This is a genomic window from Desulfomonile tiedjei DSM 6799 (genome assembly GCF_000266945.1).
In the GTDB taxonomy this organism is placed as follows: Bacteria; Desulfobacterota; Desulfomonilia; order Desulfomonilales; family Desulfomonilaceae; genus Desulfomonile; species Desulfomonile tiedjei.
Genome location: NC_018025.1, coordinates 422,745 through 448,114 on the forward strand (window position 1 = coordinate 422,745; position 25,370 = coordinate 448,114).

Genomic DNA, 25,370 nt, shown 5'->3' on the forward strand with positions numbered 1-25,370 from the left:
AGAGAAAGAAGCTTAATTACCGTAAAAATAGAAGCGAATAGATTTCAGAACACATATCGTTAGCACCACGGCCGACCCCATGTGGGGCATCACACCGTACATGGCAGTAGAAAATCTCTCGTGGCTCCCGCGACCGAGTTTATACATGATCATCAGACTCCATAGGAGCCCGAGCCATACGAGGAGTTGCTGGAAGAAATGCGTCAACCACGGAGGAACCGTTATGATGAGCGTTCGAAAAATCTCGAAATCAAAGTTCTTGCTCACCAGGATAGGCAATTGTACGCCGAGATTGATCAAATAATAAAGATGAAAAGCCATGAAACCGGTCAAGGCTATGGGAAGCAATGCAAGTCCATACCTGGAATAGTTTTCCTGAAAGTCTTCATCGAATACTCGATGAGAAAAGACCGTGGCAATCGCAAGCATCAAATTTGCCGTCAAGACTACAACGAAGAAAATTATCGTGAATTTCAACATGTCAGGAAGTGGAAGGTACGAGGTCAATTCTTTGTACAATGGCATTTTTATTGCCATTTCGCTCAGAAGACCGCCGATCATACCGATGATAAGGAAGGCGGTACCCGTATTGGTATGTCTCATTTCCCAGATTTCGTTCCCGGGTAAACGAAGGTTCAGGTTCACGGCTCCATGAGGACAATTCTTGACGCATATACCACACAATTTGCAGAATCGATTGCTGTGGAGCTTCGGAGCTACCTGTCCGAAGGGACAGCCTTCCCGTTGCGGAGTCCCCAGGTAACACTCGTTGGAGGAACACTGGGAAATGCACACGTTACGATCCGCGCGAAGTTCCAGGAACGATCCTTTGGAGAGAACGCTGATCATGCCGCCCAGACCACACAAGTAACGGCACCACGACTGCCGTTCGTAAATCACTGCAACAATGACTGCCGAGAACAACATGGTGAGTAAAAGTAATCCCACATTGAATGGTGAATTACGTATTCCCGTTGCCGTTTCAAACCAGATGATGCAAAGCACCGCGCCGGCAATCAGGAGATCGCTCCTGTTTTTCAAAGCAGTAGGAAAGGGCCTCTCCAGGGCAATGATTTTCTTGGCAAGTTTGCTCAACGTTCCAATAGGACACAGAGAACACCAGAATCGCGACCAGATGAACGCTCCCACAATCAGTACCGGCCAGCCTACTGCCCAACTGAACAGTGCAGCCGGGTTATTGAGCGGATCCTGAGGACCGAGAAAAAGGAGTACGAGTAAAATGAAGAAGAAGGGCGTGACCGCGCTTTGGAAAATTGCAGGGAAGAGAGGACTGAGCATAGCCTGCCGCACGGCCTGAAACCGCAGTAGATTGAATTTTCCTGTTCCCTCAACCCTTTTGAGGTCGAAATAGATGTCCTGGGGACGCAGCACCTCGCCCTCGGATACAAGGACGGCCCTTTTCAGCGTGGTGGAAAGCTCGATATCGTTTCCGGGCCAGGAATAGTTCACGAGCGTCTTCAACGTCTCTTTCGGCGTCTCGACGATCTGCTTTCTCAATTCCTGGCAATACTGGCTTATATAATGTGATACCAGGCCGGGTATTTCTCGGCGACGTCTTCTCAGTGGAGGTATTACGATAGACCGCTGGAGCAGTGAATGGAGCAGAGGATGATCCGCTCGGGTGATCTCGTCCGGATGCAATTCCGTCGTAGCCAGCAGTCGTAACCTTGCGGGATGAGGTTCCTCGCCATTCACTCTCATGTACGTGCCGCTGCCGCAGACTACTTCCAGAAGCTCTTCTTGAACGTCGGGTTCGAGTTGCTCCACTCCTCGAACGAGGAGCGTCCCGTCTTCCGTTAATTCTACATATCCCGGTTGTACCTTAGGGCGACCGTTGAGACCAGGCTCTTCTATCCCGAAGAAGAGTTGCATTTGCTCCTGGACGACGTCTCGTTCCTTACCAAGCTCTTCATTTCGCATAACCTGGAAAGTCTGCTCGTAGCGAGTCCTCAGTAGATCCAAAAGCAAAAACACTGACTTATAATGATGCCCTAACCTGAATATCGCGTGTGCGAGGACTTCTTTACCTACTCCTGTTTCTCCGATAATCAGCACCGGACCATCCGAGTGTGCCAATTCTTCAATTCTCGTCGCAAGTTGGCTCCTGACATAATCCCCGATGACGTAGTCCGGGAATATGTGCTCTTCACGGCTAATCAGCGATTGCAGAGCGCGTTTCTTTTGTCTGCTCCTCAGGACCATGCGATCGAGCCGCATAATTTTGCGGGCAAGATTCTTCACGAGAGAAATGGTAAATTCCGGATTCTGTTGTAGAATGATCTCGAATTCGGCGGCCGGGACTTCCAGAACACTGCAGGGTTCGTCCGCTACCAGTTCCGCATTCTCCGGAGAAGGACGACCGGTAAGAAAACTGATCTCTCCAAAAATATCACCGGATTTCATAATATCGACGGACAATGCCGGCTCATCGCCGTCCTTCAGCATGACACTGGCTTCTCCGGACATAATGAACCGGATGTACGCACCATCGTCACCTGAAGCCATGAGAACATCTCCCGGGCTGTACTCTTTCAGTCTTCCTTTCTCTCGGACCGTATGACGTACTGCTTCTGGTAGCCTTTCCAGGGGATCGAATCGGTACTCGCTGGGATGAGGAATTTTTAACATGAGGGAATTACACCGTTGCGTTACAGCTCGGGACGACCTTTGCGAAAACCGATCGATTTACGCAGCAACAGTGTTGAGCCGCTTCACAGACATGTCCATCCGATTGCAGCTCTATCCAGTCCCGCTTTACAGGGATGCTGTCATGAAACACACAAAAATATAAGGTCAAGGCAACGCCGTTCGCAAACTGATTGATTTTATTTTCTTATGATTGCAGGTCGCTTGTGCTGATACCAATTGCATTCAAAATCCTCCCATTCCCCCCTTTATAAAGAGGGGTTAGAGGGGTTAGGGGATTCTTGTCCACCTTTGAAAGCAAATTGGTATGACATGTTGAGCACAAAAGAAGCTTCCGAATCGAGGGACGACAAAAAGCTGGATAATGCTCAAAAGTGGGCTCTTTTTGTCGTCCTCGGTGGATAATTCGTGCCAACGCGTCCCACAATTCCCCAAGATAATAGCTCAATGGGATTGCTTTCGCAACGTAGGCGAGGGGTTCAGCTTGTCACGAACTAATCGTTATTGGAAATCTTACGCCTTTCTTGGTTGAGGATGTGCTTCAGACGATGGAGTTCGTCCCACAGCCCCTGAGGCATCCGAGTCCCAAATGTTTCGAAATGCTGCTTGATAAGAGGCACTTCGCTCACCCAATCCAAAATGTCAACTTTGAGTAATTCCTCCAGAGCAGCGGGATCGAGGTCTAGACCGGAAGTGTCCAGAGCCCCCGGGGCGGGAATCCTTCCGATGGGCGTGTCGATTGCTTCTGAGGAACCATTGCTTCTCTCGAAAATCCATTTCAACACGCGGCTGTTTTCACCATACCCCGGCCAAAGGAATTTTCCGGACGCATCTCTCCTGAACCAGTTTACGTAGTAGATTTTCGGTAGCTTTTCCGGATCGGCGTTTGCACCGGTTCTGAGCCAATGAGCAAAATAATCACCCATATGGTACCCGCAGAAGGGGAGCATTGCCATAGGATCTCTGCGGAGCTGTCCAACCCTGCCTGCTGCAGCGAAGGTCGTTTCACTGCTGGTAATGGATCCGAGAAAAGTTCCGTGCTGCCAGTTATAAGCTTCTGTTACCAGAGGAATTACCGTCCCGCGACGCCCGCCGAAGAGAATTGCATCAATGGGTACTCCGTTGGGGTCTTCCCATTCAGGCGCAATAACCGGGCATTGCTTTGCTGGGGTGGTAAATCGAGCATTAGGGTGAGCTGCAAGGCGTCCTGATTGTGGATTCCAGGGTCTGCGCAACCAGTCCATGAGTTCAGGCGGAGCCTCTTCCGTCATTCCTTCCCACCAGACGTCTCCATCAGGGGTTATCGCGCAATTGGTGAAGATGGAATTCGCTCGGGCTGTCAGCATTGCGTTTGCATTGGATTGCATGCTCGTTCCCGGCGCCACTCCAAAGAAACCCGCTTCGGGGTTAATTGCGTACAGTCGGCCGTCAGGTCCGAATTTCATCCATGCAATGTCATCGCCTATGGTCTCCACTTTCCAGCCGGGAATTGTCGGAATCAGCATAGCTAGATTCGTCTTTCCACATGCCGAGGGAAAAGCTCCTGTGAAGTATTTGGATTGACCTTCCGGGTTGGTCATCTTCAGGATGAGCATGTGTTCAGCGAGCCAGCCTTCATCGCGTGCCTGAACCGAGGCAATCCGCAAGGCGTGACATTTCTTGCCGAGTAGAGCATTGCCGCCATATCCTGAACCGAATGACCATATTTCGCGTGTTTCAGGGAAATGGCAAATATATTTGTGGTCGCGATTGCAGGGCCATGGAGAATCCGGATCTGCAGGGTCCACGAGTGGATCGCCCACAGAATGAAGTCCCACCACAAAATCATCATCAGACCCCAATGCTTCAAGGACCGCGGAACCGACTCTTGTCATGATATGCATGTTTGCAACAACGTACGGAGAGTCGGTTAATTCTATTCCAATCTTAGCAATACGTGAACCTGTCGGCCCCATGCTGTAGGGAATCACGTACATTGTTCTTCCGATCATGGAACCGGTAAACAATTTCGTAAGAGTAGCTTTTATCTCTCGAGGGTCTGCCCAGTTGTTTGTTGGACCGGCATCTTCTTGCTTATCCGAGCAAATAAAAGTACGATCCTCGACACGGGCTACGTCCGCAGGGCTGGATCTGACGAATATACTATTCGGGCGCTTGGCTTCGTTCATCTGAATAGCCGTTCCCGCATGGATCATCATACGGACCATGAGGTCGTATTCCTCCCGGGAGCCGTTGCACCAGTAAATGTCGTCAGGCCGACACATTTCGGCCATTTTTTCAACGATACTCAGTAGCTTTGCATTCCGTGTCATTCCAACTCCTTGATCTCCTATATTGTCGCGTCGTGAGATGAAGGCAGCGAGCCATACCAATTTGCATTCAAAATCCCCCCATGCCCCCCTTTATAAAGGGGGGCTAGAGGAGATTTCCGTCCAACTTTGAAAGCAAATTTGTATCACGCAGGGCTCTCGGTTCTTTGCTTTACCCCGTTGCTCTTGCTTCAAATCGGTGCTCATCTCTTCGGTCATCGAGCGAGCCGTAAAATTTTCATTGTAGCTGCAATCGTACTTCTTTGCAAAGATCTTTCGAGAATTTTTCGCGTACACCCTGTTTTTCAAAGACGTTTACCGTTCAATCTCCCGAATGCGGAACGCACGGAAGCAGCCCCGAAAATCTCTTATTTTGTACAGGAACTTCACAATAATGTTTTCTAGTACAACCCGAACGAAAAACAAACGATCAAGTTAAATGATTCTACCTCTAAAGCCACTCTTCCATATACATTTTTGTTGAACTGTGGTAAATAGAAGTGTCACAGAGAAAATGGTCCCGGATCGTCGTGCGCCGGTCTAATGCCGGTGGAGACTTCACGGGGGGGTTGGTTCAAAATCCGGGTGTCAATCCTCCATGTGGAGTGAACTTTATCATGCATTCCAAAACGGCAAATGTATGTTCACGTACTAATGAAAGCTGCGAAAAACACGAAATTGTCACTGTCGTGATGAGAGTCGGGGAGTATCGTAAACTCAAGCAACTCGGGGGGCCGCGGCCCGACCAGATACATATGGCATTGCATCACTATCTGGGAATTGTGAGAGAACTCGGCTGGCAATCCAACATCAAATCTATGGCCAGAATGTACGAAAATGTAACGTCATATCAGTGCAGGTTAAGAAAATCGATATGTGATGAAATCCGACATTTAAAAGGAAGATTTGACGATCACACTATCGAAGCACTCAGGTTATATCTCAGATAGCTTTCATGCTCCACTGACAGTCTGGTCTGAATACGGTTATTCGCCTGATCCCCCACGCGAGTTTATGGGATAATTTCCGGGTTTACCTCCGAACGGCAACCACAATATCCCGAGAAGAGTGAGACGGGACGGGTCTCGGAACTGATTGAGACCGATGGTCATGTCAATATGGCCGAGTCTCGGCTGGGGCTTGTACGTTCCCATGAGCCTATCCCACCAGGGAAGGTTGAATCCATAATTGCTATTGGTTTCCGTGGGGAAAACAGAATGATGTACTCGATGCATATCCGGGGTAACTACGAATAGCCGCAAAATTTTGTCCAATCCAAGGGGGACGGAGATATTGCTGTGATTGAACATTGCCGTTCCGTTCAAAAGCACTTCGAAAATGATAACTGCTAAAGCCGGCGCGCCTATGAGAGTCACCATGGAAATCTTGATTACCATGGACAGGACGATTTCGATCGGATGGAAACGCGTACCGGTGGTAACATCAAAATCCAGGTCTGCATGATGCATCATATGCAATCGCCAGAAAACAGGAACCGCGTGAAACATCACATGTTGCAGATAAATGACAAAATCGAGGAAAACTACCGAACTCGCCACTGCAATCCAGTAGGGAACATTTGCATTATTGAAAAAACCCCAACCCCGTTCGGATGCCAGAAGAGCCGATCCCACAGCGGCCGCCGGGAACAATAACCGCAAAACCAGGGCATCGATAATGACGATCCCCACGTTTGCAAACCACCGGTGTTTCTTGGATTGAGTGAGCTGACGTCGCGGTAAGATAATCTCTCCGATGGCAACTGCCCCAAAGATTCCCAAAAAAAAGGCGAGTCGTATAATGGGCTCGTGCTGTAAAATAAACGCTTCCATTTCCTTCCTGGCAAAACACAGGTTACCGACGAGATAATACGTACACGATATTGCACACCGAAATAGGCGTCAAGTTTTGAGTCCGCATGGGGACGATTCGGAATCTATCACTTCATGCTGCTCGTACTATTCGCGGCAAAGTTATGGAAGGCAGGTTCTGTTCGATCGATGATCGATGAGCTTCGAGATCTTCGGGAAGCATCAATCGCGTCCCCAGAGTTTTGCGGGATTCGTCAACTGCAAATCCAGGAGGATCGGTGGCCACTTCCATCAGGATTCCCCCTGGTTCTCGGAAATAAATCGATTTGAAATATTTCCTATCTATGATCGGGGTAATGGAAACGGAACCGGCAAGGTACTTGTGCCACGCTCGTTGTGACGCGTTGTCCGGAACCCTCACTGCGACGTGATGAACCGTCCCGACTGCTACCAGTCCTCTTTCTTGCGAATGATGGGCGACTACGTGAATTCGTTGTCCAAGGCCCACATCGAAACTCAAGTCGCTTCCCTGTGATTCGATTTCCGGAAACCCGAGGAGATCCGAGATAAAACATCCTGTCCTGTCGGGGTCCTTCTCGACAAACGTGACACTATGCAGTCCAAGAATTGCATTGTCATCGCGTTCCGAGTGATCGCTGCTTACAAGGTTTAAGATCAACCCGTCCGGATCGTGAAATCGCAATGTTTCGCGCCCGAAATGGTCAAACGGTCCTTCTACCGGAACATTCTTCTTTCTGAGGCGATCTATCCAGTACTCTGTTGCTGTGTAGTCGATCGAAAACGCAATCTCACCGATCTGTCCCGGTCCGATTCTTCCCCGGGTGCCCAATGGCCAGGGAAAGAACGTAAGAAGCGTCCCGGGTCGGCCCTCATCATCTCCAAAATAAAAGTGATACGTTCCGGGGTCGTCGAAGTTCACGGTGAGCTTTACAAGGCGCAATCCGAGGACTGTAGCATAAAAGTCCAAATTTCTTTGAGGATCCCCCGCTATTGCGGTGACATGATGCAGTCCCTTCAACGGAGTTTCCATGATTGTTCCTCCACACGCGGATCAAATTACGATCCGAGATTTTAAAACGACGGCTCGTATCGTCTTTCAAGTCGGAGGAGAAATCACTCTCAGGATCTCAGTGCTGCAAGAGCAGCGGTCTCCTCTTAAGCTACGATGCGAACCGTCGAAGGGGATACCGGATCTAATGTTATCCCTTTATGTTAGATGCGGAAGAGCACCGTTGGGTTCAGAAGAGAGTCGAAGAAATGCGACACGATCCAAAATGATTACCGATAGGTTACCATGATGTTAAATTTAGCTTGACAGAACCTTGACTCCCCGCTATCAGAATTGCTTATACTGCATATCAATTTACTACCGGAAAGGGGGGTATGAGATGACAAAGACAGAACTGGTTACACGCGTGGCAGGAGAAGCAGGGCTTCCCAAGAAGACGGCGGATTCTGTTCTCAAGGCGTTTGTGGCCGCGATTCACCAGTCACTCAAGGGCAAAGACGGACAGATCAGAATTCCGGATCTCGGTACATTCCTGGTCGCCCAAAGAAAGGCTCGAAAAGGCGTTAATCCTCAAACAAAAAAGAAGATAAAGATTCCCGCTTCTAAAGTCCCCCGGTTTAGAGCCGCGAAGGCCCTAAGAGAAGCGGCAAAACAGGCCGTATAGGGATACGTTTTCGATTCCTATCGAGTCTTTTCTTCTTTTTGCAGTGTTTCGGCATCAGGTGTAGGATTTTGTACGCTCGCCGCTCAGGAGAATTGCAGCCTCTGTCGGCGCAGACCAAAACCGGCCACGCCTTGATCTCCACGTCCACTTGCATTATTGATGTATGAGTAGGTTCACTCATATCGTCATAAGAATGCAATCGGACACAACTATGGCCGTACACGACAACAATACTCACCTCGTATTAGCTTCCGGTTCACCGAGAAGAAAAGATCTCCTCGCAGGTTTGAAGCTCCGTTTCAAAGTTGTTCCCTCGAAGATCGACGAGTCACTTATGAATGGAGAACAGCCTGTGGATCACGTTCGGAGGCTTGCTCTGGAGAAGGCGTCAGAAGTCTCCGCGCTTTTCCCTGACACGTGGACGCTTGGAGCGGACACGATTGTGGTGATCGATGGAGAAATCCTGGGAAAACCGGCGGATGAGGATGAAGCGCGGTGCATGCTGTCAAAATTGGCAGGACGAACGCACGAGGTTTATACCGGTTACGCACTGGTGCACAGCGGCCATCCTGAGTTGCGGAGGATCCGGAGTGTTGTCTCCCAGGTATATATTCGTGAACTTTCACCGACTGAGATAGCGGATTACGTAAAAACAGGCGAACCCATGGACAAGGCCGGAGCCTATGCGATACAGGGAATCGGCTCGGGCATTGTGCAACGCATACAGGGTTCCTATACAAATGTGGTGGGATTACCTCTCTGCGAAGTCGCCAAAGATCTGCAGGAGCTTGGCATATACGACTTCCTCCAGAACGGCTCGAAGAACGCATGATAGCGGATAACCTCAGATCGATCAACGAAAGAATAGTAAGAGCAGCGTGCCGCGTCGGTCGCGATCCGAACGAAATTCGTATTGTAGCCGCAGCCAAAGGTCAGAATCCGCAAGCAATACGAGAAGCTGTTCAGGCAGGGATTACGATTATCGGGCACAACTATTTACAGGAAGCTTTGCAGGTAAAAGACGCATTGGCAAACGAGACTGTGGAGCACCACATGATCGGGCACCTGCAACGGAACAAGGCGGGAAAAGCGGCGGATATCTTTGAAACGGTACAAACGGTGGATAATGAAAGGGTCGCTGCTGCTCTTAACACGAGATGTCAGGATAACGGCCGGCGCATGGGGGTTCTCATCCAGGTCAATTTAGCCCGGGAACCACAAAAATCAGGATTACCTGAAGAACAAGTTGCCCCACTTGCAGACTACATTCTTAAGCTCCCGCGTTTGGAGCTGAAGGGCCTCATGACCATGCCCCCTTTTTTCGACGACCCTGAACGTGCACGACCCTATTTCGCGGGATTGAGAGAATTGAGAGAACGATTGGAGCGGGACGGCGTGTTGTCTCCGGACATGAAAGAGCTTTCCATGGGGATGACTGGAGACTTCGAGACTGCAGTTGAAGAAGGCGCTACCCTGGTGCGAATCGGCACAGCCATCTTCGGCGAGAGGCAATAGGGTTTTTTTCACTCCTGTGCAGGAGGTAATTATGATCTGCGTTCTGACTGGTGAAAAGATAGCATCCCTGACGCAAGGCCTTATTTCAGCGAAAAAACAGAAGGGGGAATGCTCCCTTGATTTGACAGTACGCAGCATCAGCCAGATCGAAACTGCCGGTACCCTCGATTTTGGCGGAAGCGAATATACTGAAGCAAGCGTTCAGGAACTTATTCCCGAAAAACGCGATCCCCAGGAACCGTACGGTTGGTGGAAACTGAAACCGGGAAAATACTTGATCGCCTACAATGAATCGATAATACCGCCCTCAAACACCGTAATAATGATATTCCCCCATCAACGGCTTGTGGCCGCTGGTATCTCCCATGAGAGTACGGCCGTCGATAAGCTCGATACCAGCATACGCATATTGATGAACATAGGACCGGAAGGTGGAGCAATTAAGGAAAATGCCAGGATTTCCAGAGCACTGGTTGTGGTCTCAGAGCCCGAATAAACAAGCTCGTTAGCTGATTGCGATTCACGATCAAAGACATCAAGATCAGGGAACCTTTTTTGTAAAAAAGGTTCCCAAACCCTCCAAAAACTTTTAACACTCGTCTATCTTGCTGGTTTTTTGCCAAAAAACCAGCAAGATAGACGAATATTAGAAGTTCTTGGGAAGGGGTTCGGGGAAACACTTCTTACAAGAAGGGTTTCCCTGGTCTTGCTTGCTTTGATTGAGAAACTGCAATTAGCTAACAAGCTTGAGGTATAAGGCTGTACACGTGCACGCTAGACGTAATGTTTTTGAAGTTCATGATTCCCCGATCGAAGATCGTTGTTCTTCCTGATATTCGTTGTGCTGTTTCAGGTCCGATAAGGATGTCTCCTTCGGTTGCGGCTGCAGCTATGCGTGCGGCAAGGTTTGTGGCCGATCCTGATGCGGTATAGGTGGTTCTTGTCCAGGATCCTCCGGTAAATTTGCTCATTCCGAGTGAGACCACTCCCGAGTTTATCCCCATGTTGACAATGACCGGATAGAAGTGCCCCTCCAGCTCGGTGTTTATTTTTCGGGTCCGGCTGCGAATTTCCAGTGCTGCTTGTGACGCATTCCATGCGTTTTCTTCGGCGGTCCCCTGGAAAATCGCCATCAAGCCGTCGCCTGCAGTTTCGTTCACATCTCCCTGATAGGAGATGATTACATCCAGGAAGCTTGAAAAGTATTTCTCTATGATGAAGTTGACTTTGTCCTGAGTGAATGTCTCGCTAATCCTGGTGTAATCGGCAACATCCAGGAAGAGGACGGAAACATCCACGTCTCTTTTTTCAAGCAGCGGAGCGTCAGGGTTTTTTTCCACAATTCTCTGCACGGTTTCCGGGACAAAGGTTCTGATGTGCCCCAGGATGCGTTCGACTGTGAGCTTCTCTCTTGCTATTTTGGAGTATTTCTTTGCATTTACGAGAATGTTTCCTGCCAATTCTATCAGGTCGGAAAGAAGCAGTTTGTCCCGATCCGTGAGAAAGGCGCCGGGTCTGGTGACAATGGTCAGGACAGCCACCGGCTCCTGCTCGTCATAGATCGGTATTGCAGCTTCACAGCAGGCCGGCAAATCGCATGAAAATGCGAACTGTCCCGGAACCGGATTACGTGAACTGAGTGCTTTGCTCACCATTTCTTTGCCGCGTTGGCATGGTTGGCAATTCACCTGTTCCTTCCTCATCGTGCAGTGGAGCGGTCTGGTGTAGTCGATGGCATCTGTGTCGATCAATATAAGGCAGGCCTCCTGGGCATGTGGGATAGTAACTTTTACTTCATCCCGAATTATCTCCAGAATATCCGCGATATTCAGGCAGGAGGTAACCTTCTTTGCTACGCGGAAAAGATTTTCAAAACGGGCTTGATAAAGATCTGAAGGAATTGGTTCTATCGTGAGGCTGTTCTCTCTCATGGAATATCCTTTAGATGGTGGCCATCTCATCATCAATTGTGGTCAATAAGGAGTTTATAATTATGCGCCGCTTTTTCCGCAAGACCAGAATAGAACGTCTGCGAACAAAGTCTTTGACGTAAGTCAAAATCGAGTTGATTTCGTGGCCGGCAAATCCGTGGGAATCTTGTAGAGCGCTCGCCTTTACGAAAAGCAAACGAGCGCCCGATCAGGAGAAGAATACTATAATCTCTTAAAATACTTGGTAATTGAAGCTGCGGAACGTTTTGGCGCCGCAATGAGAGGTTCATCGATTCTCTTGCCGTCGAGAAACTCGCCCACATGGAACGGACGGCCGTCAAAATAGGTTATTTCCCCACCGGCTGCTTCAAGGATGATACTGCCTGCGGCAAGATCTCGGACATTCACGTTTTTTAGCAGGCAGGCATCGGCAGCACCCCTGGCAACATAAGCGAGATGGCCGGCAGAGGACCCGAAATTGCGAATCTTCCCCGGAAACGTGCTGGAAAAATCATTGTGAAACCTGGAATAGACGAGAACGAGACTTTCATTATCGATACTGTCATTTTCGCGCACTCTGATGGGGCGGTCGTTGAGCAATGCTTCTCGCGCTGCATACGCGGAATACAGCTCGCCAGTCACCGGCAAATAGAGAAATCCCAGTACAGGCCAGAATTTCTCGAATAATGCCGCACTAATCCCCCATACGGGCATGCCAGCCTGAAACGATGCTGCTCCATCAAGGCAATCGGCAATCCAGATGAATCGCGGACATTCCGGTTCCGCGATCTCTTCCTGAGAAAGTTCTCTCAGAAAAGCGTGGTCTTCAAAGCTTCCTTTAATTTTTGTAGATATCAGGTCCCAAGCAGTGTTTTCAGCTTCTGTCACCAGATCGTCATCGAACTTGAGCTGGTTGTTGCCCTTGCCGTACATTTCCATGAGGAGAGAGCCGCTTTTTCGCAAAGTATTTTCCACGAACTCCTTGAGAGTCCAGAGTTCCCGTTCTGATAAAGATCTGTCTTCTTTTTCCATGATGACTCCATTCCAGTTATACTTACCCTCCAGGCCATTGACAGGAACATGTTGCCGAGAGGGAGTGTGACCCCTGAATCAGTCACAAGAGGGCAGTCAGTTACGGCTGAATGCCGCTGTCGATCGGATTTCGCTGCGTATGGCGCAGCTCATATGCATGCTACCATGAATCTTGTTGATTGCAATGAAATACACCGGTCTCTGAGCAACACTTTGCCGCATATCTCGTGTCGTTCAAAATCAAAGGCAATATTACATTTTCGCGGACTTGTACAGACTCGAATCGTGTTTTCGCGGATCGTTGAATGGTTATCCGGTGAGTTAAATCTTCCTTGACAGATCGATCCACCTTCATTAATATTGTTCGATTATGACTTGAGGGTGCAAGCCCGTCGGAGGTTAATCCTTAGAATGGCAGTAAGAATACGCCTGGCACGGTTCGGTGCCAAGAAAAAACCGTTCTACAGAGTTGTGGTTGCTGAATCTTTCTTCCCGCGGGACGGAAGGTTTCTCGATGTCGTAGGAACGTACGATCCCAGAGATAAAGAGAAAGGTCTGAACCTCAATCTCGAGTCAATTCACCAGTGGGTCAACCGCGGGGCCGAACTAACCGATACGGTTCGCAGAATTGTCAAAAAGGCTGAGACTTCTGTTAGAGCGGAACAGTAAGGGGAGTAAAGCTCCTGTCCTCGATAAATCGCGTTGGATGGGAGAAAGCTTATGAAGGATCTCATCGAATATATAGCCAAAGCGCTCGTGGACAGTCCGGAAGAAGTGGCCGTCTCGGAAGTTGAAGGCGAAATGACGTCTGTTATTGAGCTGAAAGTGGCTAAAGGCGATCTTGGGAAAGTAATAGGAAAACAGGGCCGAACCGCACGTGCAATGCGGACAATTTTAAGCGCAGCCTCCACTAAAGGGAAAAAGCGTGCGGTCCTGGAGATCCTTGAATAATAGCAGTTCCTGATTGTTACGCTCCATGGCCCGAAGCAGACTCATTGTTATCGGCAAGGCTGTCAAAGTCTTTGGCATCAAAGGCGAAATCAAAGTCAGGCCGTATACGGAATCTTTGACATCTTTCGAGAATTCCGTTCGTCTCGTTTTCGACGAAACCGCGTATGAAGTGGCGGGCTTTCGCGTGCACAAAGGGGCAATACTGGTTCGCCTGCAAGGAATCGACACTCCTGAAAAAGCTCGGGAGCTTGTGGGGAAACTGGTTAAGACAAATGAGGAGAATCTGCCTGCAAAAGAAGAGGACGAGTATTACTGGTTCGAATTGCTCGGCATGCGGGTGGTGACCAAGGACGGACGGGAACTCGGAAAAATAAGCCAGATCACCCCGACCGGAGCAAACGACGTCCTCCATGTCGAAGGTGAATTCGGGGAAATCCTCCTGCCTATGATAGACGATGTGGTGCTGGAGGTGGACACCGAAACCGAGACAATGACTGTGGACCCTCTGGAGGGGCTGATCCCAGATGTTGAACATTAAGATCCTGACCATTTTTCCCGGGATCTTCGATTCGTTTTTGGCTTACGGCAATCCGGCTCGCGCTATCGAAGCAGAGCTGATGACGGTCGAAGCCGTCGATCTTAGAGAATTCACCGAAGATCGCCACCGCAGTACGGATGATTATCCCTATGGTGGCGGCACCGGGATGGTAATGAAGCCTGAACCGGTTGTCCGTGCGATACAGAGCGTTCGGAACAGTGTACCCGGGTCAAAGGTCATTCTCATGACGCCCCAGGGGAGACTTTTCGATCAATCGATCGCAGAGGAACTCGCCACCGGGACGAACTTGATTTTCGTCTGCGGTCGGTACGAAGGAATAGACGAGCGGATCAGGCACTTTGTCGATGATGAGATTTCCGTCGGAGACTACATTCTTTCAGGCGGCGAAACGGCCGCGATGGTGGTCATCGACGCCGTCATCAGGCTGGTTCCGGGCGTATTGGGACGGGACAGTCACATAGCAGGAGAATCCTTTTACGAAGGACTCCTGGAATATCCCCAGTACACGCGGCCTCGGGAATTCGAAGGTTTGAGTGTTCCCGATATTTTACTTGAAGGACACCACGAAAAAATACGCCGGTGGAGAAAAAAACAAGCCCTGGCCCGAACGCTTTTCAGGCGCCCTGACCTTCTGGACAGAGCTATTCGAGGAGCTGAAGAGGAAAAACTCCTGGAGGAGATCCGATCTGAACTTTGCACGGGCTTAATGGAGAAGAAAAATGGATATGCTGGAACAGATTCAGAAGGAACAGATGAGGTTGGACCTCCCGGAATTTCGGGCGGGGGACACAGTTAAGGTCCATGTTCGCATTGTCGAAGGAACTCGCGAGAGAATACAGATCTTCGAAGGCGTGGTAATCGGAACGAGCCACAAGGGAGCAGGCACGAGCTTTACCGTAAGAAAAGTCTCCTATGGGATCGGAGTGGAAAGAGTATTTCCCCTGCATTCCCCGATGTTGGACAAGATCGAAGTCGTGACGCGTGGGCGCGTGAGACGATCCAAGATCTATTACATCCGCAAACTCAGAGGCAAAGCCGCCCGTATCAAAGAACGCAGACTTTCTTAGCTCTTGTCAGAACTGCCAATCCAAGTTTTCTTCGCGGAGGAAGATACCTAGAGCGCTATTCCTCCGCGTAGCCCAGCCTCTTGTTTTCAGCATGAATAGGGTTGATCGTATATAGCGGTTATCGAAAATCTTGACGGAATCCAATGCCTGCAATGAGAAGAATCAGTAGCGCCGGCGTCCCTGCCGGCGAGAACTTATTGATTTGTTTGGTGAATTGTTCGCCGGCACGGAGGCCGGCGCTACCAATTGCTGGGAACTGCTCTTCACAATCCGTGATTACTTTCGAGAATCGGTATAATAAGTCGTGGGGCTGCTTCAGGTCACCTCAGTCTTGTCCTTGTCACCCAATGAAGATTTTGCACCCGGTGGCTAGAGACAGTCTTTCTCCTCAGAAGGGTTGGATTCTTCATTCGGGGCATTGAATCCGACATCAGAGATGACTCACCACTGAATTGCAGTCAATTTGCTTGCCGCGGAGTAAGGTGGTCCCATCCTTATCGGCTAAAAGAAAGACCGCGAGCGATGCGGTTCCCGCTGGTCACCGCATCCTACGGGAACTTGCATGCAGCGGAACATTTGGCGAAGTCCTTACGTGGAGAATGGCTTCCCAAACAGTTTTCAATTCCTGCGTTCGTCTCCTACAATTCTGCCGTCTCGAATCATGATGCGTCGGTCGGTGACTGCTCCGACTTCCGGATCGTGTGTTACCAGAATAAAAGTAATCTGCTTCTGCTGATTGAGCCTGGAAAATACGGCCATGATTTCATTGCTGGTTCGAGTATCCAGATTTCCTGTCGGTTCGTCCGCGAGGATAATGTCAGGATTGTTCACGAGTGCCCGCGCAATGGCTACCCGTTGCTGCTGGCCTCCGGACAATTGCGATGGCAGATGGTTGGCTCTTTCCGTGAGTCCTACCAACTCGAGAGCCTGCATCGCAGAGTCTTTGCGTTCAGCCATCTTTACGCGGCCGTATATGAGCGGGAGCTCCACATTGTGCAGCGCGTCCATTCTCGGCAAGAGATTGAACCCCTGAAAAACGAATCCGATCTTCCGATTTCGAAGATCGGCTCGTTCATCGAGGTTCAACGCGGATACATCGTCCCCGTCCAGGATGTATTGCCCGGACGTGGGAACATCGAGACATCCCAGAATATTCATGAGGGTGGACTTGCCCGATCCGGACGGCCCCATAATGGAAAGAAACTCGCCGGGTTCGATGGTCAGATCGATCTCAACGAGCGCAGGAACCTCCACAGTTCCGGCAACATAAATTTTCTCGAGATTTTCCATGCGAATCAGAGACACAGTATATCCTGGCGAAGAAATGCAATGCTCCCCTGTAGCATACTCTGGCGAATTGGTAGAAAAGCACTGATGCGGCGGTCATTTGTACTTGTATGTATGTGTTCCGATCTATCGAAAGGTTCCGAATGTTACTCCGCAGGAATCCGCGTTTCGAGAGCGACTTTGAGTTTTTCTTTCAGTTCCCGCAAATCCGAGCTCTTGACTACGTAATAATCTGCGGCAACGGCTTTTAGATCCACTTTGAAACTGGAATACGCCGAATTAAGGATTACCGGAAGATCATAGTGCTTCTTCCGGATTTGCTGGAGAAGATCCAATCCGTTGAAATCCTTCATTTTTATGTCGAGAATGATGCAGTCGGGGTTTTCCCGGTCAACGACAGACAACAGTTCCCGACCGTCAGGCAAGGTGATCACATCGTATCCCTCGTCCTGCAGCTCCATGGAATAGAGCATTCGAATTCCTTCTTCATCATCGACAATCAATATTTTCGCCATGACCGGTCCTTTTGCTCTGGTCTTTCTGCTCACGCAAACCAGCGTTCCAGGAGATAGGGCTTCGCCTTCTCGAATTGAAGACATTGGTCTTCAATATACTCTTCCACCTGTTGCGTATTCATCGCTTGCGATTCAAGAACGAACGATAAAATTCTTCCATGAAATAATGGCTTTAGCGTCGAAATGAGTTCTTCGGGACCAAGCACCCGGTTCTTGTACGCGACAGCGAAATCGAAGAGAATCTTTGCCCATAACCCGGTTGGAAACTCGAATCCTTCCGGAGACAGTTCAGTTACTTCCTCGAGTTTATGGATGTTTTCCGGGCTCAGGAGAATCTTATATTTGTCCCACTGTTCAAGGGTGCCGCTCTGGAATTTTTGTGAAAGAAGTCTCACATCCACATTCACTGGCGGCGGCACCTCCACATCACCCACGCCAAAGCCGAAAACAGCAGTAGGACGGCTCCATTTGACGTCACGCCAGAAGGTTTCATACTTGCACATGAGTTCGAAAATTGTCGAAATCACGTTGGAAAAAAGCGTGTCGGAATCCTCCAGGATATCCTTGATTTTGTGAACCTTGGGACGTCCCATGAATGCCTGAACCACTGCAACATGATTCCGGACGGATGTTGTGGTCATCCAGATGTCGATCCCGAAGGAGGAAATGGAATCACTCCAGGCATCCGTTTCCAGGAATATTTTCGCGAGCTCTCCCGAAAAACCGTAATCCCCTCCGATGGGCTGGCGGACGCGACGCCCGTATAGAGCCCTCGTCAAAGGATATGCAATACTGTTTGTTATAGGGCCGTCATACTTGTGGCGAACGTATAGCGGTGCAACAAACTGATACTGTTCGAAAAGCGGTTCCCCGAGATTGCGTATCCACAAAGGAGTTATGCTCCGCAGGTCCGCATCGATGAGGACAACCGCCTGCGCGGACAGTTCCACGGCTTTTGCCAGCAGATTCCGGACATTATTGCCTTTGCCGGTAACTCCCTCTTCCGTGGAAATGTAGATCTTGGGAGCGGTCGTCTCCGTGGTCATGAACGCTTGTCGAGTGTTATCCGGAGAGTGGTTATCGCAGTTTATGATGACTGCGGACTTATCTGAATAGTACTTTTTCAGTCCTTTGTCGGCCTGCTGTGTAGGGTAAGAGATGGAAGACGCTTCGTTGTAAGATGGTATTCCCACAACGATGTCTGCTCGAGTAATACCATCGGGATTGTCTTCAATAAACTTCATTGAGTTTTCTCTGAAACTGAAGATTGATTTGCCGCTAACCGAGAGCCCAACCTTAGCACAACCAATGGGAGTTTTCAATTCACACGCTAAGCGAGAAAACCTGAATCTAAAGGCTTTTGGGGAAGGATACTCTCCAGCAGTGTGAGTCTCGTGGACATGGCCGAAAACTTCCGGTAAATTGTGAGCAAGCCAGACTCGGCCCAAGCTTTGTTATATGTTTCTGCATTCTATCAAAGAAGAAGATCGGCCAGTCCCGCCAACGCGGGATTATCGGAAGGTCCCCAATCATTCTTCTGATTATAGAATATTAATCGGTGTGACGTGGACAAAGAACATCTGAAGTCCATAATAGAAGGATTGATTTTTGCCCATTCAGAGCCTCTTAATCCGGAGTCTCTGGTGCGCGTCCTCGGGAATGTATCCGCAGATGCGGTGCAGCAGGTTCTGGACGAATTAGAGGAATATTACCGGGAGCGAGCGAGGGGCTTCTTGCTTGTCCGAGTTGGAGGTGGATACCAGTTCCGTTCGTTGCCGACCGTTGCCCCGTGGATACTGGAAATGAAGCGCGTGAAACCCGCGAGGCTCAGCAAAGCCGCCCTGGAGACACTGTCGATCATCGCGTACAACCAACCGGTAACCAGGAGTCACATAGAGCAGATACGAGGGGTGGAAAGCTCTGCCATGGTCAGGAATCTCATGGAGCGAGAACTGGTAACGGTGGTGGGAAAGAAAGACGTTCCCGGCCGGCCGCTTCTTTATGGGACTTCCAAGCGATTTCTGGAGGTATTCGGGCTTCCGGACCTTGCTTCCCTACCTTCTTTGCCGCAACTGGAAGAGCTGACCCAGGAAGACCTCACCGAAGGGGACAGGAGCGAAGAACCAGCCCCTTAGGCAATCATGTACAAGTATCCGTCGTCGCATCCAAACAAGACATAGTTGTCGAAGACCGTCGGAGAAGAATTTACCGGGCCTTCAGTCTTGAATTTCCATTTTTCCGCGCCGGTGTTCACATCCAGGCCGTAAAGAAATCTATCGGCACTCCCGCAGTACACGGTGAAGTAGGCCAAAGCAGGTGATGAAGCAATCGGGCCGCCGGTTTGCACTTTCCATTTTTCCTGGCCCGTTCTCTCGTCAACTGCCACTATTTCTCCATTTGAGTTGCCGACAAACACGCGGCCGTAACCGACACATGGAGAACATGATATCTTGGATTTGGACGCATATTTCCATTTCTCTCTGCCGGATTTCATATCCACGGCACAGAGAGTGCCGTCCCAACTCGCTATGTGGGCCATGCCTTCATTCAGAGCAGGCGATCCGGAGACCGGCCCGCCAGTCTTGAATTCCCACTTCTTCTCACCAGTGGAAGCGTCCAAACAATAGACCTTTGTGTCGTAGCTGCCGAAGCAAACTTTTCCGTCAAGAATTGCAGGGGAAGAAGAAACGATTCCTCCTGTCTTGAATTTCCAGAAAATCTGCCCTGAAATGCGATCGACACAGTATAAATTTCCGTCCGAGCTTCCGAAATATGCTTTTCTCTCGATTATTGCCGGAGAGGATGTTACGGGTCCTTCGGCTCTTACTGTCCAGCTCGGCAGGCCGTTCACGGCATTCAGGCAGACTAGAGCGCCTTCGGACGTTCCGAAATAGAGTTTACCGCCTGCCACTGCTACCGATGCGGAAATGGGACCATTGGTGGAGAAACTCCAGTCTTTCTCGCCGGTATCTAAATGTACCGCGTACAGGGTCCCGTCCCAGCTTCCGAAAAATGCTAATTTCGTAGTGCAGACTGCCGAAGAAGAAACCCAGCCGCCTGTCTTGAATTTCCATTTCAGCTCGGAAAGTTGCCGGACTCCCTGGGATTCATACATTCCAGTTCTCTGGAGATTGCCCCGGAACAAATGCACTTCATCATCAACAATTTCTTCAACACGCGGCGTTGGACATTTCCGAGTGTCCAATTCACAAATCTCGGCCTCGATTGTTGCCACAAAAGCACCGCACTGGGAACATTGGTCGAAGGCCTCATGATAGGTCGCTCCACATTCCGGACATTCAAAATCGGCGTGTGGAAGAACCGGAGCTATAAGGCGCCTGATTTCGGACTCCTGAACAGCTCCCACCTGTAACAGTCTTCTGAAAAGGAGTTGCAGTTCTTCAGATGAAATACTGTACTTGGTCATGAGCCCTTGTCGGGACAAACCAGACCGAATTGCCTCGACGAGTTCTTTGGCATTAATGGTTCTCAGAGACATGTGAACACTCCAGCCGGAACTTACATCAATTTGCTTTCAAAGTTTGACGAAAATCCCTCTAACCCCCCTTTATAAAGGGGGGAATGGGGGGATTTTGAATGCAAATTGGTATTACTCCCAGCCTGATCAGCGTCCGATACTGTAATAATAAAAACCTCTGTCTATCATTCGTTTCGGATTATAAATGTTGCGGCCGTCGAAGATTACCGGTTGCACAAGCAAGCTCTTGATCTTGTCGAAATCCGGATGCCGGAATTCATTCCATTCGGTGACAATGATCAACGCGTCTGCTCCCTCCAGGCACTCGTAGTTGCCAGGGGCAAATTCAACACCATGCCCCAGAATTTTCCCTGCATTCTCCATTGCCACAGGATCGAATGCCCTGATTCGCGCTCCCTGGTCCAAAAGGAAATTTATCAGTTCCAGAGAAGGAGCTTCACGCAGGTCATCAGTTCTGGGTTTGAAACTCAAGCCCCAGATGGCGAAGAGTTTCCCGGACAAAGAATCTCCGTCATAGTGAGCGAGGATCCTATCCATGAAATGCTTTCGCTGCATCTTGTTGGCTTCTTGTGCAGCTTCCAGAATCTTGAGCGACACACCGTATTGAGCACCGGTTTGAACGAGCGCATCCACATCTTTGGGGAAACACGAGCCACCGTACCCGATACCTGCAAAAAGGAACTGGGGTCCTATTCTGGGGTCCGAACCAATGCCGATCCGTACCATTTCAATGTCCGCTCCGACCTTTTCGCACAATCTGGAGAGTTCGTTGACAAAGGATATCTTGGTTGCCAACAATCCGTTCGCGGCGTATTTGGTCATCTCCGAAGAAGCGACGTCCATGACGAGTATCGGTTTTCCTGTCCTTACAAAGGGACTGTACAGCTCTTTCAATATCTCCCCGACTCTCACGTCTTCCACGCCAATGACCACTCGATCGGGTTTCATGCAGTCATCGATGGCATTTCCCTCTTTAAGGAATTCCGGATTGGAGGCAACATCAAAAGGATGCTGCGTTTGGGCTGCAATGATCTCCTTGACCTTTGCCGTGGTCCCCACCGGAACTGTGCTCTTGGTGACAATAATCTTGTACGTGTTGATTGCTCGGCCGATGTTGCCGGCAACCTCGAAAACCTGGCTGAGATCGGCATTTCCATTGCCGTCCGGTGGAGTACCTACTGCTATAAAGTTTATAAGAGAACGTTCGATGGTCAATTCCAGGCTCGTGGTAAAGGAGAGACGTCGCTCCGCCACGTTGCGGGCAATCATTTGCTCCAAGCCCGGTTCATAGATGGGCACTTTCCCATCGATAAGATCTTGGATCTTGCCTTCATCTATATCCATCAAGGTGACATTGTTACCCATTTCCGCAAAACACACGCCTGTCACTAATCCCACGTAACCGGTTCCTATAACGCCAACATGCATACCGAGCACCTCTTCAAAATTCAAACTACTGGATAATACCAAAGTGCTTTCATAGAGGGAATATTGAGAGATCTGTTTTTGGCCGGTCCTGGCAAATCTCCTTCGCTACGAACGCCACGCCCTGGCGTGGCTGACTTCACTTCGGAGACATGCCGGGACCGGATTTACTCCCGCCGGTGGCGGGATTACTTCTTTGAACGCACATTGCTATAAGCGCTCTATTATTACATCAAACGGTGAAAGTCTCCAAGCATAATCTCAGCAATATCATGAAACAACATCGTAAGACCTTGGAATATCAAGCCGGAAGCCGGCACCCACAAGGTTCTTGATTTCAATCGGACATTAGTCTGTCAATTGCCATATTTCAAAGCCTTCACATGAAGGAAAAACCCGCATAAAATACAAGGTGATTCCAGGTGACAAGCATTGATTTCAAACTCGTGTCGAAGCTTTTATTGATAACATTGGAAGTAACGATGTCTTGAACCTTTGTAGAGGCTTCCTGCACGGTCGGCGGGGTTTCCTATTGTATTTTTTGGCGTTTTACGGTATATAGGATGGATACTTGGATGAATCCCATAAGGGATTTTATTTAAAACTTTGTGTATTTGAGGGTGGGCACATTGCCTAGAGTACTATTTCATCGATTCGTTCCGGTTGTAGTCTTGGGATGTCTCCTCTGGGTTTTCATGATTCCTACCGCTTGCGCGGAATCTCCACTGCCGGATTTTTCTGGTATTCAGCTCGCACAGGCAGGATCGTTGCCGGAAACCAATGCAAAACCCGAAGGGACGCAAGTTTCGCGTGATTCGCTCTCGACGATCAAGCTTGACAACATAAAACCGCTTTACACTTCTCCTGCTCTTCCTGGTGAAGGGGTCTGGGATACTTCGGGAGTTCCGAGGGATTCCAGTGGAAATCCGATTATCTACAAAACCTTTTACCGCCCGAGCGTGGATTTTCCGAATGCCGTCGTGTACATGATGGTCGTGGATATGAGTAAGACCTTCCTGCAGTACTACGTGGGATCTCAGGAACCCGGTGCTTCTGTAGCGTTGTCGGAAGTTGAAACCGAGCTTCGGCCCAGAATTCTCGCTATTACGAATGCCATGTGGATGCAGAGACATTCGCGGGGTGCAGGAGCCATATTCAGAGGCAAAGTGGTCTATCCCATGGTAGACGGCATGGCCACCATGATCGTGTACAGGGACGGATCTGCGGATATCCGGGAATGGAACGCAGATATCCCCATCCATCTGGTGCGTGACGCGCGCCAATTGCGACATCTTATTGTGAAAAACGGGATGGTTGTGCAATCGGTAATGCGTAACGGCAAGCTTGAGGATTCAGAAATCGGGCTGGGCTTTTTACTCGGAGGAGGCGGCAAGAACCTTGACGGCAAGCATTTCTGGTACGTTGCCGATCGCAGTGCATTCGGTATCAGAAAAGATGGAAATCTGGTGTTTGCCATAGGACATCATATCGGGACCAAGGATCTGGCCAAAGCGCTCGTGCTGGCAGGGTGCGAACGCGGTATGCACGCGGATGCAAATCCGCACAATATCGTAGGGAATCTTTACGTACGAGACGCTCAGGGTAATCTCGTTACAAAGCAGAAACTCTCTCCCGAGCAGTCCAAATACACACTGAAGCGTTATGAGGATGGGTACACGAAAGACTTTTTCGCCATGTTCGCGAGGGACAATGCCGGGCAATCATCCGGTCGTGCGGTCAGCCGGACTGAAAACCAGCCTAACTATAGAACCCGGTGATTGCTTCTTGCATTGCAGATAATTCGTCTCACCGTATCCGACTGAAATAACAGAAGGGGAGTCCAACAGGATTCCCCTTCTATACTCTCCCACGAGATTTACTTCATCGGTTTTCAAAGGATATTTACGAAATCGTACCAATCCATCGCTTCCATGAGTTTTCCGCAGCATGGCGGAAACTCTCAGGCAACCAGATGGAACTCGTCTTTCTTCGCACCACATACGGGGCATTTATCGGGAGCCGCATCGCCGATGGTGTACCCGCATTTATCACAGACATAGTATGCCGAAACGGTGATGTCTTTGCCGCTTTCCACTGCTTTTACGGCCTGGCTGTAAAGTTCGCCGTGAACCTTCTCCACTTCGTTGGCCCAGTGAAATGACTTCGTGGCTGCGCCTTGTTTCTCTTCTTTCGATGTGGCAAGAAATTCGGGGTACATGCTGGAAAATTCGTAGTGTTCGCCCTGAAAAGCTGCTTTGAGGTTGTCCAGAGTAGAGTTGATGCCTCCGAGCACTTCAAAATGGTTGTGAGCATGGATTGTTTCAGCATCGGCCGCAGCTCTGAAGAGTTTGGCTACTCCGGGAAAACCGTCTTTGTCGGCCTTCTTTGCAAATGCGAGATACTTGCGGTTAGCCTGAGATTCTCCTGCAAATGCTGCTGCCAAGTTGTCGTTCGTCTTTGTCATTCTTTCCTCCTCGGATTAAGTTTAGAGCCGCAAGGCTCCTGAAGATGAGCCAGCATAATGCTGGGCAGTTGTACACCGTGTGAACACGTATCAAAAAGTAAGAGCATCTCGTTCGAGATGTTCGCAATCAGGACAGATTCCTACCACTTCCACTCGATGGGTAAGGACGCGATGTTTGCAGTTTTTCCGAGCTGTCTCTTCAATCTGAGGAAATGGGTCTATTGGCAGATCCTCAACTCTTCCACAACGTGCACAACGCACATGGTAATGGGTGCTGGTGTCCCCGTCGAAACGCCTGCGTGTTCCTGCGACATCGATCTTCTGAGCGTTGCCTTCCTCGCACAGGATTTCGAGGTTTCGGTACACGGTGGCAATACTGATACCCGGCAGGCGATGCCGGACTATTTGATGCAGCTCTTCAGCCGTAGGGTGCGACGTGAGTTTTTTCAACTCTTCCAGCACAACCTGCCGCTGTTTGGTCATTCTGCGTGTGAACACTTGAGTGATGCCCCTTATCGCTAACGCTTCTTAATTAAAATAAGTGCCAGATCGCAAAAACTTTGTCAAGAAAAAATTGCATACACCTAAGAAATTCCTTCTTGGATAATAGTTCCTCAAAATCGCTCAGAAATCCGATAACCGGG

General features: G+C 49.6%; 25 protein-coding genes. 12 read left to right on the forward strand and 13 right to left on the reverse strand.

The features are described 5' to 3' along the window. Positions 1-12: 12 nt before the first annotated feature. Both DESTI_RS01785 and DESTI_RS01790 read right to left on the reverse strand, forming a co-directional pair. Complete coding sequence (locus tag DESTI_RS01785; RefSeq protein ID WP_041285884.1) at positions 13-2,649, reverse strand: sigma 54-interacting transcriptional regulator; 2,637 nt, start codon at positions 2,647-2,649, stop codon at positions 13-15. Between the two features lie 512 nt (positions 2,650-3,161). Beyond that, positions 3,162-4,979, reverse strand: coding sequence for a phosphoenolpyruvate carboxykinase (GTP) (locus tag DESTI_RS01790; RefSeq protein WP_014808253.1), 1,818 nt, complete (start codon positions 4,977-4,979; stop codon positions 3,162-3,164). Between the two features lie 614 nt (positions 4,980-5,593). On the opposite strand from DESTI_RS01790, the gene DESTI_RS01800 reads away from it, so the two are divergent. Beyond that, the gene (locus DESTI_RS01800; protein ID WP_014808254.1) at positions 5,594-5,926 is read left to right on the forward strand and encodes a hypothetical protein; all 333 of its coding nucleotides are present in this window, start codon (positions 5,594-5,596) and stop codon (positions 5,924-5,926) included. A gap of 36 nt (positions 5,927-5,962) precedes the next feature. On the opposite strand, the gene DESTI_RS01805 is transcribed toward DESTI_RS01800, so the two are convergent. Both DESTI_RS01805 and DESTI_RS01810 read right to left on the reverse strand, forming a co-directional pair. After that, positions 5,963-6,808 carry a sterol desaturase family protein gene (locus DESTI_RS01805; RefSeq protein ID WP_014808255.1) on the reverse strand — a complete coding sequence of 282 codons (846 nt, stop codon included), beginning with the start codon at positions 6,806-6,808 and terminating at the stop codon, positions 5,963-5,965. Between the two features lie 112 nt (positions 6,809-6,920). Continuing rightward, positions 6,921-7,838: a ring-cleaving dioxygenase gene (locus DESTI_RS01810; protein ID WP_014808256.1), complete on the reverse strand. Its 918-nt coding sequence runs from the start codon at positions 7,836-7,838 to the stop codon at positions 6,921-6,923. Positions 7,839-8,196: 358 nt separating this feature from the next. On the opposite strand from DESTI_RS01810, the gene DESTI_RS01815 reads away from it, so the two are divergent. The 4 genes from DESTI_RS01815 to DESTI_RS01830 all read left to right on the forward strand — a co-directional run bounded on the left by DESTI_RS01815 (position 8,197) and on the right by DESTI_RS01830 (position 10,492). Continuing rightward, positions 8,197-8,481, forward strand: coding sequence for an HU family DNA-binding protein (locus DESTI_RS01815; protein WP_014808257.1), 285 nt, complete (start codon positions 8,197-8,199; stop codon positions 8,479-8,481). 211 nt (positions 8,482-8,692) lie between these two features. Then, positions 8,693-9,313, forward strand: coding sequence for a Maf family protein (locus DESTI_RS01820; RefSeq protein ID WP_014808258.1), 621 nt, complete (start codon positions 8,693-8,695; stop codon positions 9,311-9,313). Beyond that, a complete protein-coding gene (locus DESTI_RS01825; RefSeq protein ID WP_014808259.1) occupies positions 9,310-9,996 on the forward strand; it encodes a YggS family pyridoxal phosphate-dependent enzyme in 687 nt (228 codons plus the stop codon). The genes DESTI_RS01820 and DESTI_RS01825 overlap by 4 nt, the downstream gene beginning before the upstream one ends. Before the next feature lie 31 nt (positions 9,997-10,027). Then, complete coding sequence (locus DESTI_RS01830) at positions 10,028-10,492, forward strand: dCTP deaminase/dUTPase family protein (RefSeq protein WP_014808260.1); 465 nt, start codon at positions 10,028-10,030, stop codon at positions 10,490-10,492. Positions 10,493-10,733: 241 nt separating this feature from the next. Here DESTI_RS01830 and DESTI_RS01835 read toward each other — a convergent pair whose 3' ends face one another. Next, positions 10,734-11,927 (reverse strand): adenylate/guanylate cyclase domain-containing protein, encoded by a 1,194-nt coding sequence (locus DESTI_RS01835; protein WP_014808261.1) that lies wholly within the window; start codon positions 11,925-11,927, stop codon positions 10,734-10,736. A gap of 222 nt (positions 11,928-12,149) precedes the next feature. Then, positions 12,150-12,959 (reverse strand): inositol monophosphatase family protein, encoded by an 810-nt coding sequence (locus tag DESTI_RS01840; protein ID WP_014808262.1) that lies wholly within the window; start codon positions 12,957-12,959, stop codon positions 12,150-12,152. A 411-nt stretch (positions 12,960-13,370) separates the two neighbouring features. On the opposite strand from DESTI_RS01840, the gene rpsP reads away from it, so the two are divergent. The 5 genes from rpsP to rplS are packed head-to-tail and all read left to right on the forward strand — an operon-like array spanning position 13,371 to position 15,536. Beyond that, on the forward strand, positions 13,371-13,628 hold the full coding sequence (gene rpsP, locus DESTI_RS01845) for a 30S ribosomal protein S16 (protein WP_014808263.1): 258 nt from the start codon (positions 13,371-13,373) through the stop codon (positions 13,626-13,628). A gap of 51 nt (positions 13,629-13,679) precedes the next feature. Continuing rightward, entirely contained in the window at positions 13,680-13,910 is a 231-nt protein-coding gene (locus tag DESTI_RS01850) for a KH domain-containing protein (protein WP_014808264.1), read from the forward strand. 25 nt (positions 13,911-13,935) lie between these two features. After that, positions 13,936-14,448, forward strand: coding sequence for a ribosome maturation factor RimM (gene rimM, locus DESTI_RS01855; protein WP_014808265.1), 513 nt, complete (start codon positions 13,936-13,938; stop codon positions 14,446-14,448). After that, positions 14,435-15,265, forward strand: a complete 831-nt coding sequence (trmD, locus tag DESTI_RS01860) for a tRNA (guanosine(37)-N1)-methyltransferase TrmD (protein ID WP_014808266.1) — start codon at positions 14,435-14,437, stop codon at positions 15,263-15,265. Before rimM ends, trmD begins: the two co-directional genes overlap by 14 nt. Then, a complete protein-coding gene (gene rplS / locus DESTI_RS01865) occupies positions 15,189-15,536 on the forward strand; it encodes a 50S ribosomal protein L19 (RefSeq protein WP_041285886.1) in 348 nt (115 codons plus the stop codon). Before trmD ends, rplS begins: the two co-directional genes overlap by 77 nt. Positions 15,537-16,154: 618 nt before the next feature. Here rplS and DESTI_RS01870 read toward each other — a convergent pair. From DESTI_RS01870 to DESTI_RS01880, 3 genes are all read right to left on the reverse strand, one after another. Beyond that, a complete protein-coding gene (locus DESTI_RS01870) occupies positions 16,155-16,841 on the reverse strand; it encodes an ABC transporter ATP-binding protein (RefSeq protein ID WP_014808268.1) in 687 nt (228 codons plus the stop codon). Between the two features lie 128 nt (positions 16,842-16,969). Continuing rightward, on the reverse strand, positions 16,970-17,338 hold the full coding sequence (locus DESTI_RS01875) for a response regulator (RefSeq protein WP_014808269.1): 369 nt from the start codon (positions 17,336-17,338) through the stop codon (positions 16,970-16,972). A 29-nt stretch (positions 17,339-17,367) separates the two neighbouring features. After that, on the reverse strand, positions 17,368-18,582 hold the full coding sequence (locus tag DESTI_RS01880) for a glycosyltransferase family protein (RefSeq protein ID WP_014808270.1): 1,215 nt from the start codon (positions 18,580-18,582) through the stop codon (positions 17,368-17,370). 321 nt (positions 18,583-18,903) lie between these two features. On the opposite strand from DESTI_RS01880, the gene scpB reads away from it, so the two are divergent. Next, positions 18,904-19,473 (forward strand): SMC-Scp complex subunit ScpB, encoded by a 570-nt coding sequence (scpB, locus tag DESTI_RS01885; protein ID WP_014808271.1) that lies wholly within the window; start codon positions 18,904-18,906, stop codon positions 19,471-19,473. Here scpB and DESTI_RS28280 read toward each other — a convergent pair. After that, complete coding sequence (locus DESTI_RS28280; RefSeq protein ID WP_014808272.1) at positions 19,470-20,837, reverse strand: beta-alanine-activating enzyme beta-propeller domain-containing protein; 1,368 nt, start codon at positions 20,835-20,837, stop codon at positions 19,470-19,472. The genes scpB and DESTI_RS28280 overlap by 4 nt on opposite strands. Before the next feature lie 126 nt (positions 20,838-20,963). Further along, complete coding sequence (locus DESTI_RS01895) at positions 20,964-22,265, reverse strand: UDP-glucose dehydrogenase family protein (protein ID WP_014808273.1); 1,302 nt, start codon at positions 22,263-22,265, stop codon at positions 20,964-20,966. Positions 22,266-22,882: 617 nt separating this feature from the next. On the opposite strand from DESTI_RS01895, the gene DESTI_RS01900 reads away from it, so the two are divergent. After that, entirely contained in the window at positions 22,883-24,040 is a 1,158-nt protein-coding gene (locus tag DESTI_RS01900) for a hypothetical protein (protein ID WP_435051213.1), read from the forward strand. Positions 24,041-24,222: 182 nt separating this feature from the next. Here the strand turns inward: DESTI_RS01900 and DESTI_RS01905 are convergent, their stop codons facing one another. Together DESTI_RS01905 and DESTI_RS01910 are read right to left on the reverse strand one after the other, a co-directional pair. Next, positions 24,223-24,726 (reverse strand): rubrerythrin family protein, encoded by a 504-nt coding sequence (locus tag DESTI_RS01905; RefSeq protein ID WP_014808276.1) that lies wholly within the window; start codon positions 24,724-24,726, stop codon positions 24,223-24,225. Positions 24,727-24,816: 90 nt separating this feature from the next. Beyond that, complete coding sequence (locus tag DESTI_RS01910; RefSeq protein WP_014808277.1) at positions 24,817-25,224, reverse strand: Fur family transcriptional regulator; 408 nt, start codon at positions 25,222-25,224, stop codon at positions 24,817-24,819. Positions 25,225-25,370: the final 146 nt, after the last annotated feature.

Bases quoted from the DNA above. Each gene is read 5' to 3' on its own strand.
- DESTI_RS01785 (WP_041285884.1), bottom strand. From the start codon at position 2,649: ATGTTAAAAATTCCTCATCCCAGCGAGTACCGATTCGATCCCCTGGAA.
- DESTI_RS01790 (WP_014808253.1), bottom strand. From the start codon at position 4,979: ATGACACGGAATGCAAAGCTACTGAGTATCGTTGAAAAAATGGCCGAA.
- DESTI_RS01800 (WP_014808254.1), top strand. From the start codon at position 5,594: ATGCATTCCAAAACGGCAAATGTATGTTCACGTACTAATGAAAGCTGC.
- DESTI_RS01805 (WP_014808255.1), bottom strand. From the start codon at position 6,808: ATGGAAGCGTTTATTTTACAGCACGAGCCCATTATACGACTCGCCTTT.
- DESTI_RS01810 (WP_014808256.1), bottom strand. From the start codon at position 7,838: ATGGAAACTCCGTTGAAGGGACTGCATCATGTCACCGCAATAGCGGGG.
- DESTI_RS01815 (WP_014808257.1), top strand. From the start codon at position 8,197: ATGACAAAGACAGAACTGGTTACACGCGTGGCAGGAGAAGCAGGGCTT.
- DESTI_RS01820 (WP_014808258.1), top strand. From the start codon at position 8,693: ATGGCCGTACACGACAACAATACTCACCTCGTATTAGCTTCCGGTTCA.
- DESTI_RS01825 (WP_014808259.1), top strand. From the start codon at position 9,310: ATGATAGCGGATAACCTCAGATCGATCAACGAAAGAATAGTAAGAGCA.
- DESTI_RS01830 (WP_014808260.1), top strand. From the start codon at position 10,028: ATGATCTGCGTTCTGACTGGTGAAAAGATAGCATCCCTGACGCAAGGC.
- DESTI_RS01835 (WP_014808261.1), bottom strand. From the start codon at position 11,927: ATGAGAGAGAACAGCCTCACGATAGAACCAATTCCTTCAGATCTTTAT.
- DESTI_RS01840 (WP_014808262.1), bottom strand. From the start codon at position 12,959: ATGGAAAAAGAAGACAGATCTTTATCAGAACGGGAACTCTGGACTCTC.
- rpsP (WP_014808263.1), top strand. From the start codon at position 13,371: ATGGCAGTAAGAATACGCCTGGCACGGTTCGGTGCCAAGAAAAAACCG.
- DESTI_RS01850 (WP_014808264.1), top strand. From the start codon at position 13,680: ATGAAGGATCTCATCGAATATATAGCCAAAGCGCTCGTGGACAGTCCG.
- rimM (WP_014808265.1), top strand. From the start codon at position 13,936: ATGGCCCGAAGCAGACTCATTGTTATCGGCAAGGCTGTCAAAGTCTTT.
- trmD (WP_014808266.1), top strand. From the start codon at position 14,435: ATGTTGAACATTAAGATCCTGACCATTTTTCCCGGGATCTTCGATTCG.
- rplS (WP_041285886.1), top strand. From the start codon at position 15,189: ATGGATATGCTGGAACAGATTCAGAAGGAACAGATGAGGTTGGACCTC.
- DESTI_RS01875 (WP_014808269.1), bottom strand. From the start codon at position 17,338: ATGGCGAAAATATTGATTGTCGATGATGAAGAAGGAATTCGAATGCTC.
- DESTI_RS01880 (WP_014808270.1), bottom strand. From the start codon at position 18,582: ATGAAGTTTATTGAAGACAATCCCGATGGTATTACTCGAGCAGACATC.
- DESTI_RS28280 (WP_014808272.1), bottom strand. From the start codon at position 20,837: ATGTCTCTGAGAACCATTAATGCCAAAGAACTCGTCGAGGCAATTCGG.
- DESTI_RS01895 (WP_014808273.1), bottom strand. From the start codon at position 22,265: ATGCATGTTGGCGTTATAGGAACCGGTTACGTGGGATTAGTGACAGGC.
- DESTI_RS01905 (WP_014808276.1), bottom strand. From the start codon at position 24,726: ATGACAAAGACGAACGACAACTTGGCAGCAGCATTTGCAGGAGAATCT.